The organism is Chromohalobacter moromii (assembly GCF_023091865.1).
Lineage (GTDB): Bacteria > Pseudomonadota > Gammaproteobacteria > Pseudomonadales > Halomonadaceae > Chromohalobacter > Chromohalobacter moromii.
Map to the genome: position 1 here is coordinate 290798 of NZ_JAHXDI010000003.1, position 13404 is coordinate 304201.

Here is a 13404-nt window from a genome sequence, read left to right on the forward strand (position 1 = left end):
GGCTCAGGCCGGTCGCGGGCGTTTATGGCATGCGGTGCAGGAAGGTGTCGTCGGCGAAGAAGCTTTCCAGAATCAACTGCGCGGCGATGCCGTCCACGCCGTCGTCACGATAGTTGCCCCGGTGCCCGGCATCGCGGGCGATGCGCTTGGCGGCCCGCGTCGAGCCGCGCTCGTCGAACACCTCCACCGGCTTGCCGAAGCGCCCATGCAGGCGATTGCCGAACTTGCGCGCCCGCCGACTCATGTCTGACTCGGTGCCGTCCATGTTGAGCGGCAGCCCTACGACCAAAAGATCCGGCTGCCATTCGTTGAGCAACTGGCCGATCTGCTGCCACTCGGGAATCCCGTTACGCGCGGGCAACGGCGCCAGGGCCGTGGCACTGCCCAGCATTTCGTTACCTACCGCCACGCCGATGCGCCGCGTGCCATAATCGAAGGCCAGTACCAGCCGCTGCCCCGCCTCGGCCATCAGGAATGTCCCGCCTCGCGCGTCATCAGGTTCAGATCGACGCCCAAGATACCCGCCGCCGCGTTCAGGCGCTGCTCGGCATGCACGTCGAAGAGGATCGAGGCGTCGCCTTCCACCGTCAGCCAAGTGTTCTGCTTGAGTTCGTCCTCGAGCTGGCCTGCCTGCCAGGCGGTGCAGCCCAGGCAGACGATGAAGTCTTCGGGGCCCCGGCCCTCGGCGATGGCCTTGAGCATATCCATGGAGGTCGTCAGGGCGAGGTCGTCAGCGACCTGCAGGCTGGAATCCCAGGGTAGATTCGAGCCGCGATGCAGGATGAAGCCACGATCCTTGTGGACCGGGCCACCATAGTGAACCGGCAAGTCGCGCTGCAGGCACTCCGAGGCATCCAGCTCGAGCTGCTCGAGCAGGGCATCCAGCGTCAGCTCCATGGGGCGATTGACGATCACGCCCATGGTGCCGTTGTCGTCATGGTCACAGATGTAGGTCAACGTCCCCTTGAAGTTAGGGTCGTCGAGATGCGGCATCGCCAGCAGAAAATGATGCTTCAAGCTTTGCATGAGCCTCCCGGGCGTCGAGGCGCGTCCCGCCCCTCGCTTACGCCGAAATTGGTGCTTGTCGCAGCGATTGTATCACTGCCCTTGCCGAACCTCGCCATCGTGGGATGGCAAGCGGCGCTCAAAAGCGCCGGGCAATGGCGTCCATCAATAATCCACCGATGTCGGTGCCGCGCTGGGCGTCGATCTCGCGCACGCAGGTGGGGCTGGTGACATTGATCTCGGTGATGTAATCGCCGATCACGTCGAGCCCAACGAAGATCAGCCCCTTGTCGAGGATCGCCGGCTTGACCTGCTCGATGAGCCAATAATCGCGGTCGGTGAGCTCGCGGGCCTCGCCGCGCCCGCCGGCCGCCAGGTTGCCGCGTGTCTCGCCAGCGCTGGGAATGCGCGCCAGACCATAGGGCACCGGCTCGCCGTCGATCAGTAGGATGCGCGTATCGCCGGCCTTGATCTCGGGCAGATAACGCTGCGCCATGATCTGGCGCGTGCCGCGCTCGGTGAGCTGCTCGATGACCGAGCCCAGATTGCGGCCCTCCGGCGTGATATGAAAGATGCCGCTACCACCCATGCCGTCCAGCGGTTTGAAGATCACATCGCCATGCCGGGCATGAAAATCGCGCAAGACGGCATCGTGGCAAGAGACCACGGAGGGCGGGATGCAGTGCGGGAACTGCTGGGCAAAGAGCTTCTCGTTGCTGGTCAAAAGCGCCTGGGTGGGATTGACCACCAGCACGCCCTCGCGCTCGGCGAAGCCCAGCAAGTGCACGGCGTTGAGGAAGTGATCATCCACCGGCGGGTCCTGGCGCATCAGGATCACGTCGAGCTCCGCCAGCGGCGCGGCTTGCACTTCCTCGAGTCGATACCACGCCTCGGGGTCACGGTACGCCTCCAGCGCGCGCATGCGGCCCATGGCGCGCCCACCTTCCAGGTACAGGTCTTCCGGCTCGAGATAATAAAGCGACCAGCCGCGTTGCTGCGCGGCCCACAGCATGGCCAGGGTGGTGTCTTTCTTGTAGGCGATATCGGCGATGGGGTCCATCACCACGCCGAGCTTCAAGGCGCGCTCGCTCATGATCGGTCTTCCAGGCTAGGAATGAATGCGCGCAGTATGCCGCAGCGACCAGCGGAAGACCAAGGCGCCAGCGGCGCGTCAGCCGGACTGATGCGCGTCTATCGCCTCGCGCGTCAGGCGGATGCCTTCTTCTTCGATGGTGATCAGCCGCTTCTTGTAGAGCCTGCCCACCGCCTGTTTGAAGGCGCTCTTGCTCACGCCCATGCGTGCCTTGATCTCGGCGGCGGGCGTCTTGTCGCCCAGCGCCACATACCCGCCATGGCAGCGCAGCAGCTCCAGCACCTTGTCACCGACCACATCGAGCCCTGCCTCGCCGGGCGGTAGCATGGCCAAATCGAGGCGCCCGTCTTCGCGCACGCGCTTGATATAACCGGTCAGCCGTTGGCCACGCCGAGGCGGATGGATGATGTCATCGGCGTACAGCAAACCCCAATAGCGGTGATCGACCACCGCCTTGAAGCCCAGGTCAGTACGCTCGGCGATCACTAGCGCGACGCGGTCGCCGGCCGTCATATCCGGTGCCTCATCGGCCAGGAAGCGATCCAGACGCATCGACGCCACCGGCCGTCCTTGAGCGTCTTCGTAGAGCATCACCAACACCCGCTTACCGACCTCGGGACGAAAACGCTGCTCGGCGAACGGCAGCAACACGTCCTTCGGCTGGCCCCAATCGAGAAAAGCCCCGGTGGTATTGACCGCCACCACCTTGAGATACGCCACCTCACCGATGCGTGCCAGAGGTGGCCGCGTCGAACTCGACGCACGCCGGCCGGGAGCGGAGGAACGTGGGGCGGGATCTGGGGAACGGGACATGATGGCGACCACTGACGAGAGATATGTCCTCATTATGACGCCGCCCGGCAATGCGAGCAAAGGGCGTTGTAGGGAGCGGCATCGACAACTGCCGGCAGGCGATGACGTACAGGACCGCCCCACCGCGCGCCGTCGTCTGACTAGTGACGGTTCACACCGGCACATCGGCTGCAAACGTTTACCGGGATGCCGACCGCAACTGCTACGGCGACGTATCTGGATTCGATGGAGAGCGGATCACGCCACCGCCGATTCCGTGGAAGATGGCAACCCATTGAGTCGCAGCACTCACCCCAAATCGCCGAAGTGATGCTGGAGCAGCGTAAGGGCGACGACGGGGGCGGTTTCGGTGATGGAATGGGCCTTATCGTACGAAGTGAGGCGATTTATAGAGCAGCATGGGCGTGAATTTGCGATGTCCCCAAACATCTGGGCTCAAGCGTAGAATTTCCGCCTGAATCTGCAGGTATGTTGGCTAAATCGTTAGCCTATGCCATATTAAATGTTAATTAAATTAATCAGCATAATATAAGCCAAGGCCATGATACCCAATACACTCCATCAGCCCATAGCGGTGTTCGATGCAGGGATCGGCAGCTATGCCATTGTTGCCGAGATACAAAGGCAATTGCCGAACCAAGACATCATCTATTTAGCAGACCGTGCCAGTTTTCCTTATGGTGACAAATCGCCTGATGCTCTTTCCCTTATCATGCAGAAAACTCTACGTTTTCTTGAGGAGTTTAACCCCTCCGCAATCGTCGTAGCGTCTAATGCACCTTCCATCACGGTGCTGGAAGCTATCCGCCCCATGACCCGAACACCCCTATTCGGTGTCTTCCCTCCGCTAAAAGAGGCGATCTCGCGCTCCCAAAGCGGTAAGGTTGGCATCATGGGCGTGCGCGCGCTCGTCGAAAGTGAGATGTTGAGGAACTTCGTCAGTAATAACAGTACTAGTGTCGAGAATGTTGCTCTGCTTGATGCATCAAGCATGGTAGAGCTAGTCGAGAGCGGCACTTTTCTTTTCGATCCCGCGCGTACCCAGGCGAAGGTACAAGCGTTCGTCGAGGACATATTCAAAAAAGCACCTACATTAGATGTGCTAACGCTCTCGAGCACACACCTCCCTTGGCTGAAGCCTTTTTTCGAACGCGCACGCCCCCAATGCCATTTCCTGGACCCTGCCGAAAATATCGTTGCCAGCCTTGGTGAGGGCACCGCCGGAAGCGGAATTGTAAAAACACTGGTAAGTGAAGATGAACGTTACTCCGTTGACGATTTTCACCAGATGCTTTTCCAGTTGGGCGTCGACCTCCCTCTAGAAGTCGTTGAAGTTACCTGAGCGAACAACGCAGAGTGATACTGCACAAGCGCCAAGACTTCCGCTCCCGGCACAGTTGGCAGTACCCTTGAAGGATCGGCGTTATCTTTTGAAGAGTCGCCTTGAATGATTCTGCTGGAGACTGGTGCATCGTCGCCCCGCCCTCAAAAATCGAGCAGATCGAGGCTCGTTTCCAGGGTCACGCCTACAGCATGCACCGGCACGACACCTTCGCGATCGGCGTCACCTTAGAAGGGGTTCAAAGCTTCCACTACCGCCGTGATCATCGACACAGTCTACCCGGTACGGTAATGGTACTTCACCCGGATGAGGCCCACGATGGCCATGCTGGCGATAGGCGTGGCTTTCATTACCGAATGCTTTATATTGCCCCGTCTCTGATCCAACCCGCGCTCGGTGGAAAAGCACTGCCGTATGTTACCGGCGGCCTCTCGACGGACCCGCGCTTGTCGGTCGCGGTGCGATCCTTATTGTTCTCTCTCGAAGCGCCGCTTGATGCCCTTGAGGAAAATGACGGCATCGCCGATCTAGCCGCCGCACTAGAAGCCAGCAGCGACACTCGAATCTCCCGCACTAGGTTGACCCTAGACTACCAAGCTGCAAGCCGGGTCAGGGCCTACCTAGACGCACACCGAATCGAGGGCGTCACACTAGATGATTTAGAGTCGGTATCGGGACAGGAGCGCTGGACGCTCTCCCGGGACTTTCACGCGCTTTTGGGGACCAGCCCCTATTTCCTTTTGAGCGGGTTCAACTCGGGTCTACTGCAAGACCATGTGTGTAGCGACTCCGATCAAGATCAGACCCAAGACGCGTTCTATCCAGGGCTTGAGGCGCCAGATGGCCGACAAGAACCTCGGCGTCGAGAGCCAGAAGGCCACACCGCCAAACCAGGCAAGATGCGCTAGTGAGATGATCAGACCGCACAGGATTTGAACGGCAACCGGTGTAGAAGGCTGAATGATCTGGGTGAAAATACTCAAGAAGAACAGCGTCGTTTTCGGATTCAGAGCATTGCATAGAAAGCCGGATCCGAACGCCGAGCGATCTGTGATGTCACGTTGATCAGCATCAGCGGCTACCTGTAGTGAAGTAGATGCCAGAAGGCTTTTCACGCCGAGATAGACAAGATAGGCCGCTCCAATCCACCGGATCATGGAGTAGACCTGGGGGAAGTTAGTGATGAGCAGGGCAACACCGGTCACGCAATACGCCACGTGTAGCCATACAGCAGTTGCTATGCCAACACTCGATAAGAGGCCGGCACGTCGTGAATAAATCATCGCGTTGCGACTAACCAATGCGAAATCCTGGCCAGGGCTAATGGCCATGCCGACGGCGATCAATGTCACTGTGCCGAGTAGCGGCAGGTAGTCAAGGTCGATCATAAATTCAAGTATGCGGCGCTCGTCGGCCGAGCGCCGCAGCTCTCCAGCGGCATGTCGCCCCAGCTCGCTGCGAACTCACGCCAGTCCGACAGTGCATGCTGATGCAGGTCGGTGAGAATGTTGGTCGTGGTCAGTCCATCGATGAAAAGATAATTGTGACGCGCTAAACCAGAACATAGATCATCGATATCCAGGCGTTGGGATACGCGATCGGTGGAGTAACGTCTTGCTGTGGTTTCTTGTAAAGTCGACACTATTAATCTCCTTACCCATAGGCATGCGCAAGCACGTATTCAGCGCACACATACACAATTGGACAGTAAGGCTCTTGTTGGGAAACGATTCCTTTTCACACGAAGACGTGAACTTTTCTCATGCCATGGATGAGTGCAAGGAGCACAGCATGATCAGATCTCTAGATGCGCTGCGTGTGTTCGTGGCGGTTGCCCGAGCAGAAAACATGACAGTTGCTGCGGAGCGCCTGTTTGTAACGCCCGGCGCAGTGAGCAAGCGAATAAGGGATCTTGAGCAAGAGCTCGGTGCCCAACTTTTCGATCGCCAACACAATTCAGTACGCCTGACGACCAAAGGTGCCGAGCTGTATCGCGTGAGTCAGAGCCTTTTCGATACGCTCTCAAGCGCATTGACCACTTTCGAAAAGCCCGCCGCGTCCGACGCGCCGTTAGTAGTGTCATGCGAACCTACGATCACCATGCAGTGGCTAATACCCCGACTGCCAGATTTCTACGCCCAGCATCCCGATATCACGCTCCATCTGTTCGCTGCCGGCGGGCCTATGGATTTCCAGGCTACCTCGATCGATCTGGCGCTACGTCGGGACGATTTCGAATGGGACCCAGACGTTTTCACCTACCGCGTAGCGGATGAAATCACCGGCGTTGTAGCTTCGCCTGGGCTGCCAGCATCAGCCAACGCAAGGCAGACGATACTCCACACGGCATCACGGCCATCGGCATGGACCCCATGGAGGTCTCGCTTTCGACAGACCACGAGCATCGATCGAGAAATCGAATTCGAGCACTTCTATCTCAGTCTCCAAGCTGCGCGTGCCGGGCTGGGCTTTGCCATGGGCTCGATCTATATGGTCGCCGATCAGATTGAGACAGGTGAGCTCGTTGCCCCCATGGGCTTCATCGCCGACGGTTCGTCTTATTGGCTACTGTCGCCCTCGTCTATCGACTCCGATGCTCGTAAACGCGCATTCCGTGACTGGCTAATCGATGCGCTCGGCAAAACAGCACAGGCTCAACAGGCAAACGAGCCAGAAGGCTTGCAAGCCAGCACCTAGATCCAGGCCTGGCGTTAAGAATAATACGGGACATGCGACCGTTCCGTTCGTGATCGTGCCGCGCATCTTCCGGGAGGTCTTCGATGCTGGCCACACCTATTGAAGCCGACCTAACTACCCCAAATCGCCAAAGTGATGCTGGAGCAGCGTAAGGGCGACGACGGGGGCGGTCTCGGTACGCAGGATGCGGGGGCCGAGGGTGAGAGCGGTGAAGTCGGCGGCGTGGGCGGCGTCGACTTCGTTGGGCGATAGTCCGCCTTCAGGGCCGACGAGCAGTGCGACGCGAGTGACGTCGCTGGCGTGTTGCCAGGCAGTGTCGGTGGAAGGATGCAGGACGAGGCGCAGCGTTTCGTCACGCGTTGCTAGCCAGGCGTCGAGCGTTTGCGGGGGATGCACGGTGGGCACGCGGCTGCGTCCGCATTGCTCGCAGGCGCTGACCGCGACGGCCTGCCAGTGGGCGAGCTTCTTGGCTTCGCGCTCACCCTTGAGGCGCACGTCGCCGTGCTCGGTGTAGAGCGGGGTGATGGCCGCGACGCCGAGCTCGGTGGCCTTCTGGATCGCGTAGTCCATGCGGTCGCCCTTGGAAATCGCCTGGCCCAGGTGCACCGCCAGCGGCGACTCGGCGCCACTCTCGGTCACGGCGGTGACCCGAACGCGTACCTCGCGACGCCCCACACTGACGATTTCGGCCTCGGCTTCATGGCCCTCGCCATCGAACAGACGCAATGCCGCGCCTTCACGCAGGCGTAGCGCGCCCGCCACGTGGCGCGAGGCACCTTCGGGCAGGGTGATTTCCGCTGCGGCGACCAACGTGGCCGCCACATGAATGCGCGGTCCGGCCATCGCTTACTGCACGTTCTCGGCGGCTTCGCTCTCACGCTTCTTCTTCTGGGCGTACATCGCCTCGAAGTTGACCGGTGACAGCATCAGCGGCGGGAAGCTGCCGCGATTGACCAGGTTGTCGATGCACTCGCGCGCATAGGGGAACAGCATATTGGGGCAGAACGCGCCCAGGGTGTGGTCGAGCTGGTCGTCGCTCAAGCCGGCGATGCGGAACAAACCGGCCTGTTCCACTTCGACGAGAAACGCCGTGGCGCCGTCTTCGTTGTTGGTGACCTGCGCCGTCACCTTGACCACGACCTCGTAGAGGTTTTCACCGACCTGTTCGCTGGTGGTGTTGAGATCGAGCCCCACCTTGGGCTTGAACGCGTTCTGGAACACGCTCGGCGCATTGGGCGACTCGAAGGAGACATCCTTGACGTAAATACGCTGCATGGAAAATTGCAGCTGGTTCTGCGTGTCGTTGCCACCTTGAGCGGCCTGATTGTTGTCTTCCGCCATGTTGCACTTCCTTTGACTTATCTATGCATGAGACGCGGGGCCCGGCGTGCGCCGCCCCGCCAGTGTATCGCTTACTTGCGGACCACCGGCAACTCATCGGACTGCCACTGGGTCATACCGCCCTTGAGCTTGGCCGCGCGGGTGAAGCCAGCCTGGGTCAACTGCCCCACGGCAGCGCCGGAGTGCTGGCCGTGCTGGCATACCACCACCACCGGCTTTTCCTTGTAGTCCTCGAGCTCTTTGAGGCGATCCCCCAAACGGCCCTTGGGAATATTGCGGGCACCGGCGATATGCCCCGCCTTGAAGTCCTTGACCTCGCGGATATCCAGAAACAGCCCCTCCTCGCGATTGATCAGCGAGGTGGCTTCGGACGGCGAGACGCCGCTGTTCGAGCCTTTCAGCTCGTAGGCGATCCATGCCACCAGTACCACCAGAAAAGCGCCTGACAGTAGCAGGTGGTTTTGCACGAATTCGAATAACTGATCGATCATGGGTGCGGATAACTCTCGTTGTGTGTCTGTCGGCGTCGTGTGCGCTCGGCGAACGCCGCATGCCCCGGCGGGCGCCTTAGTATACATGAGCCATGCGCGAGCGTCCGGCCCCACCGACGCGGCTGACGCTCTGTCGTGACTGCGTTATGATGCCGCAAGGAGACGTGAGTCGCGAACCCCGCAGCGGCACTGCCGCTTCATGGGGTCATCGGCCGGATGCGCCGATGCGACGCCCATCAGATTCCCGCGAGGCATGTTATGGCAGATACCCACACCCAGCGTCCCCGGCCCGTTGCGCTGTTGATCCTCGATGGCTACGGCCAGAACGATGACACCGAGTACAACGCCGTCTACAGCGCCAAGACGCCGGTCATGGACGCGCTGAAACAACGCTACCCCTCCGCCTTGCTGCACACCGATGGCAAGTACGTCGGGCTGCCCGACGGCCAGATGGGCAACTCCGAAGTCGGCCACATGAACCTCGGCGCCGGGCGTATCGTCTATCAGGACTTCACGCGTATCACCAAGGCCATTGAAGACGGTGAACTGGCCTCCAACACCGCGCTGACGGCGCCCATCGACGCCGCTGTGGCCGCCGGTCGCGCCGTGCATCTACTCGGTTTGCTCTCGCCAGGCGGCGTCCACAGCCACGAGGATCACATCCTCGCCGTGGCTGCGCTGGCCGCCGAACGTGGCGCCAAGCACGTCTATCTGCATGCCTTCCTCGACGGTCGCGATACCGCGCCCAAGAGCGCCCGCCCCTCGCTGGAACGTGCCAATGCACGGCTCGCCGAGCTGTTCGGCGCCGACAACGCCTACGTCGCTTCGATCGTCGGCCGTTACTACGCCATGGACCGCGACAATCGCTGGGACCGTGTCGAGCAAGCCTATCGCGTCATCGTCGAGGGTGAAGGCCAGCAGGTCGCCACCAGTGCCGAGGCCGGGCTGGACGCCGCCTACGAACGTGACGAAACCGACGAATTCGTCGCCGCCACCAGCATCCGCCCGCACGGCGAGCCGGTGCGCATGGCCGACGGCGATGCCGCGCTGTTCCTGAACTTCCGCGCCGACCGCGCCCGCGAGCTGACCCGCGCCTTCGCCGAGGACGACTTCAGCGGCTTTACTCGCCAGGCACGGCCCAAGCTGGCTCACGAAGGGCTGGTGATGCTCACCGAGTACGCCGCGAACATTCCGGCGCCGGTGGCCTTTCCGCCCACCGATCTGGTCAACACCTTGGGCGAGACCGTCGCCAAGCGCGGCCTGAAGCAGCTACGCATCGCCGAGACCGAGAAGTACGCCCACGTCACCTTCTTCTTCTCCGGCGGCCGCGAAGACGAGTTCGACGGCGAGACTCGCGAGCTGATCCCCTCGCCGCAGGACGTCAAGACGTACGACGAGAAGCCGGAGATGAGCGCTTACGAGCTTACCGACAAGCTGGTCGCGGCCATTGATGCCGGCACGTACGATCTGGTGGTGTGCAACTACGCCAACGGCGACATGGTCGGCCACAGCGGCGACTTCGATGCCGCGGTCAAGGCCATCGAGGCGGTGGATGTCTGCCTGGGCCGGGTGATCGACGCCATCGAGCGTGCCGGCGGCGAGTGTCTGGTCACCGCCGATCACGGCAACGCCGAGCAGATGGTGCATCCCGAGACCGGCAATCCGCAAACGGCGCACACCACCTTTCAAGTGCCGCTGGTCTATGTCACGCCACGCGCCGGCGCCACGCTGGCGGATGACGGCAGCCTGTGCGATTTGGCCCCGACCCTGCTGACGATGATGCACGAGTCGGTGCCCGAGGAAATGACCGGCCGCGTGCTGGTGGATACGCCCTGAACGGTGTGCGTGTATTGCGGAGTCGGCGTATGACGGCGCCAACGTCTGGCAAGCGAATCGCCATGGCCTGTGCCATGGCGATCTCGTGTGCGTGGCTGTCGCTGGGCGCTACCAGCGTCTGGGCGCAGAACTCGCCGGAGGCGGTCAAACGCCAACTCGAGGCCCTGGGAAGCGATATCCAGAACGCCGAGTCGCGCCTCGAGGGCACCCGCGATGAACGCGATAGCGCGCAGGACGAATTACGCGAGGTTGAAACCGAGCTGGCCGATACCCAACAGCGGCTGACAGGCCTGCAACGCGAGCAGGATCAACTCGACCAGGAAGTCGCCGAGCTCAAGCAGCAGCGCCAGACCCTCGAGGAAGAACGCCGCCAGCAACGCGCTGCGCTGGCCACACAACTCAACGCGCTATACCGGCTCGGCCCCACGCCACAGCTCAAACTGCTGCTCAATCAGACCGACCCCGCGCGGCTGGACCGCCTTCAGCAGTATCTCAATCATCTCAACCAGGCGCGTCAACAACGCCTCGACGCCCTGGCCAAGCTCGAAGACCAGCTCGACGACACGCAAAGCGCGCTACAGTCACACCAAGAGCGCCTGGACGACCTCGCCAGCGAGCTCACCGAGCGTCGCGAAACGCTCAGCGATCAACGCAGCGAGCGCGAAGCCATCCTCTCGAAGTACAAGGAACGCTACACCTCCCAGCAAGCCAAGCTGGCCGCGCTCACCGATAACCGCGAGGACGCTCAGCAACTGCTCGAACGAATGCAAGCCAAGCTCGAACGCCTCGACCAACCACCGCCCTCCACGGACATCGACCAAACCCGGGGCGAACTGCCCTGGCCCGTGCAGGGCAACATGCTCGCCACCTACGGCAACGGCGACGGCGTCGACCGCAACGGCATGCTCATCGGCGCCGCAGCAGGCACACCGGTCTCCGCCGTACACGCCGGCCGCGTGGTGTTCGCCAACTGGATGCGCGGTTTCGGTAACCTGTTGATCGTCGATCATGGCGACAATGTCATGACGCTCTACGCCCACCTGCAACGTTTCGATGTCGAGGTCGGCGCCCAGGTCACGCGCGGCGACACCCTCGCCGCCGTCGGCGACAGTGGCGGTCGCGACAGCCCCGCGCTGTATTTCGAAGTGCGCAAGGATGGCGACCCCATCGACCCCAGCGACTGGATTGCCCGGCGCTGAACGTCCGCCGCGCTGGATTGCGTCGCCCCATAAAAGCTATGCTGGACTCTCGGCGCGCAGGTTAATCTTCGCGCTGCCATAGCCCTGCCCTTGAGGCCGACCGACACCAGTCCGTTCCGCCGCGTTGTGGAGACAGCATGACCGCAAGCCAACCTCGTTCCCCGCGTCTCATCGTTCGTCACTTGCTAGCAATGGGCATGGCCCTGGTGATCGGTGCGCTAACCCTGCCGCTGCCGGCGCACGCCCAGCAAAACGCTCAGCCGCCGGCCGACAATGACGCTCTTCCCGTGGAAGACGTACAGACCTTCGCCGAGGTCTTCGAGCGCATCAAGCGCACCTATGTCGACGAAGTCGACGATACGACCCTGATGCGCAACGCCATTCGCGGCATGCTCGGCGAGCTCGACCCGCACTCCGCCTATCTCGACAAGGACGACTTCGAAGCGCTGCGCGAAACCACCGAGGGCGAATTCAGTGGCGTCGGCATCGAAGTCGGTATGCAAGAGGGGCAGTTGACGATCATCGCACCTCTCGACGACACCCCCGCCGCGCGCGCAGGGCTCCAGGCCCAGGACCGTATCCTGCGCATCGACGACACCCCCACAGAGAGCATGTCGCTGCAGGAAGCCGTGGACATGATGCGCGGCGACGAGGGCGAGGATATCCGCCTGACCATCATGCGCGAGGGCGAGGATGCGCCGCGCAACGTCACCCTGACGCGCGAGACCATCCAGACCGAGAGCGTCAAACACGAGCTACTAGCGCCGGGCTATGGCTACCTGCGCATCAGCCAGTTCCAGAGCCGCACCGGCGAGCAGGCCCTCGACGCCATCGCCGCACTGCGCGAGGAAGGCGACGGCGATCTCAAGGGGCTGGTGCTCGACTTGCGCAACAACCCCGGCGGTGTGCTCGACAGCGCCGTCGACGTCGCCGACCTGTTCCTCGACAGCGGCCTGATCGTCTACACCGAAGGCCGCCTGCCGGACAGCGACATGCGCTTCTCGGCCTCCACGCAGACCAGCGCCCCGGATGTACCCATGGTGGTGCTGATCAACGGTGGCAGCGCCTCGGCGGCGGAGATCGTCGCCGGCGCGCTACAGGACCAGCAACGCGCCGTGCTGATGGGCACCGAAAGCTTTGGCAAAGGCTCCGTCCAGCAGGTACTGCCGCTCAACAACGGCGACGGCCTGAAGCTGACCACCGCGCTCTACTACACGCCGGACGGCCGTTCGATCCAGGCTCAGGGCATCGCCCCGGACGTCGAAGTCGTGCGCGGTCGCCTCGAGGTCGCCGAAGCCACCGGCCTGAGCATCCGCGAGTCGGATCTCGAGAATCATCTGCGCAACATCAACGGTGAGCGGGAACGCACCGAGCGCGAAAGCTCCCTCGCCGAAAGCGACTACCAGCTCGGCGAAGCCCTCAACCTGCTCAAGGCCCTCAACGTCCTGCCCCGCGTGCAGAGCGGCGACTAACGCCCCACCCGCACCTGAAACGCAAACGCCCCCGCGCCGTTATTTTGAAGTAAACGGCGCGGAGGCGTTTTGTTTGGGGTCTTCCTTGCACATGTAAAGTGACCGTTTTACACTG

General features: G+C 61.8%; 14 protein-coding genes and 1 pseudogene. 6 read left to right on the forward strand and 9 right to left on the reverse strand.

All coding sequences use genetic code 11. From position 1 onward, the window contains the following. Positions 1 to 22: 22 nt before the first annotated feature. The 4 genes from ruvX to KZO83_RS11410 form a co-directional block, all read right to left on the reverse strand. A complete protein-coding gene (gene ruvX / locus KZO83_RS11395) occupies positions 23 to 469 on the reverse strand; it encodes a Holliday junction resolvase RuvX (RefSeq protein ID WP_075368664.1) in 447 nt (148 codons plus the stop codon). Further along, positions 469 to 1026 carry a YqgE/AlgH family protein gene (locus tag KZO83_RS11400; protein WP_040240502.1) on the reverse strand — a complete coding sequence of 186 codons (558 nt, stop codon included), beginning with the start codon at positions 1024 to 1026 and terminating at the stop codon, positions 469 to 471. Before KZO83_RS11400 ends, ruvX begins: the two co-directional genes overlap by 1 nt. Before the next feature lie 118 nt (positions 1027 to 1144). Next, positions 1145 to 2098 (reverse strand): glutathione synthase, encoded by a 954-nt coding sequence (gene gshB / locus KZO83_RS11405; RefSeq protein WP_224114093.1) that lies wholly within the window; start codon positions 2096 to 2098, stop codon positions 1145 to 1147. Between the two features lie 78 nt (positions 2099 to 2176). After that, on the reverse strand, positions 2177 to 2911 hold the full coding sequence (locus tag KZO83_RS11410; RefSeq protein ID WP_247620907.1) for a CvfB family protein: 735 nt from the start codon (positions 2909 to 2911) through the stop codon (positions 2177 to 2179). A 541-nt stretch (positions 2912 to 3452) separates the two neighbouring features. On the opposite strand from KZO83_RS11410, the gene KZO83_RS11415 reads away from it, so the two are divergent. Then, positions 3453 to 4253 carry a glutamate racemase gene (locus tag KZO83_RS11415; protein WP_247620908.1) on the forward strand — a complete coding sequence of 267 codons (801 nt, stop codon included), beginning with the start codon at positions 3453 to 3455 and terminating at the stop codon, positions 4251 to 4253. A 101-nt stretch (positions 4254 to 4354) separates the two neighbouring features. After that, positions 4355 to 4747 (forward strand): annotated as a pseudogene (locus KZO83_RS16490) (AraC family ligand binding domain-containing protein); the annotation flags it as partial. Positions 4748 to 5014: 267 nt separating this feature from the next. Here KZO83_RS16490 and KZO83_RS11420 read toward each other — a convergent pair. Together KZO83_RS11420 and KZO83_RS11425 are read right to left on the reverse strand one after the other, a co-directional pair. Continuing rightward, entirely contained in the window at positions 5015 to 5641 is a 627-nt protein-coding gene (locus tag KZO83_RS11420) for a LysE family translocator (protein WP_247620909.1), read from the reverse strand. Beyond that, positions 5638 to 5895, reverse strand: a complete 258-nt coding sequence (locus tag KZO83_RS11425) for a hypothetical protein (RefSeq protein ID WP_247620910.1) — start codon at positions 5893 to 5895, stop codon at positions 5638 to 5640. Before KZO83_RS11425 ends, KZO83_RS11420 begins: the two co-directional genes overlap by 4 nt. A gap of 149 nt (positions 5896 to 6044) precedes the next feature. Here KZO83_RS11425 and KZO83_RS11430 point away from each other — a divergent pair, with 149 nt between their 5' ends. Next, positions 6045 to 6950 carry a LysR substrate-binding domain-containing protein gene (locus KZO83_RS11430; protein ID WP_247620911.1) on the forward strand — a complete coding sequence of 302 codons (906 nt, stop codon included), beginning with the start codon at positions 6045 to 6047 and terminating at the stop codon, positions 6948 to 6950. A gap of 114 nt (positions 6951 to 7064) precedes the next feature. On the opposite strand, the gene KZO83_RS11435 is transcribed toward KZO83_RS11430, so the two are convergent. The 3 genes from KZO83_RS11435 to KZO83_RS11445 all read right to left on the reverse strand — a co-directional run bounded on the left by KZO83_RS11435 (position 7065) and on the right by KZO83_RS11445 (position 8782). Next, entirely contained in the window at positions 7065 to 7793 is a 729-nt protein-coding gene (locus tag KZO83_RS11435; RefSeq protein WP_075368543.1) for a 16S rRNA (uracil(1498)-N(3))-methyltransferase, read from the reverse strand. Positions 7794 to 7796: 3 nt separating this feature from the next. Beyond that, the gene (secB, locus tag KZO83_RS11440; protein WP_040240498.1) at positions 7797 to 8291 is read right to left on the reverse strand and encodes a protein-export chaperone SecB; all 495 of its coding nucleotides are present in this window, start codon (positions 8289 to 8291) and stop codon (positions 7797 to 7799) included. 71 nt (positions 8292 to 8362) lie between these two features. Then, on the reverse strand, positions 8363 to 8782 hold the full coding sequence (locus KZO83_RS11445; RefSeq protein ID WP_040240497.1) for a rhodanese-like domain-containing protein: 420 nt from the start codon (positions 8780 to 8782) through the stop codon (positions 8363 to 8365). Positions 8783 to 9040: 258 nt separating this feature from the next. On the opposite strand from KZO83_RS11445, the gene gpmI reads away from it, so the two are divergent. From gpmI to KZO83_RS11460, 3 genes are all read left to right on the forward strand, one after another. Continuing rightward, complete coding sequence (gene gpmI / locus KZO83_RS11450) at positions 9041 to 10618, forward strand: 2,3-bisphosphoglycerate-independent phosphoglycerate mutase (protein WP_247620912.1); 1578 nt, start codon at positions 9041 to 9043, stop codon at positions 10616 to 10618. Between the two features lie 29 nt (positions 10619 to 10647). Beyond that, on the forward strand, positions 10648 to 11817 hold the full coding sequence (locus KZO83_RS11455; protein ID WP_247620913.1) for a murein hydrolase activator EnvC family protein: 1170 nt from the start codon (positions 10648 to 10650) through the stop codon (positions 11815 to 11817). Between the two features lie 197 nt (positions 11818 to 12014). Next, a complete protein-coding gene (locus KZO83_RS11460; protein WP_247621089.1) occupies positions 12015 to 13289 on the forward strand; it encodes a S41 family peptidase in 1275 nt (424 codons plus the stop codon). Positions 13290 to 13404 lie beyond the last annotated feature (115 nt).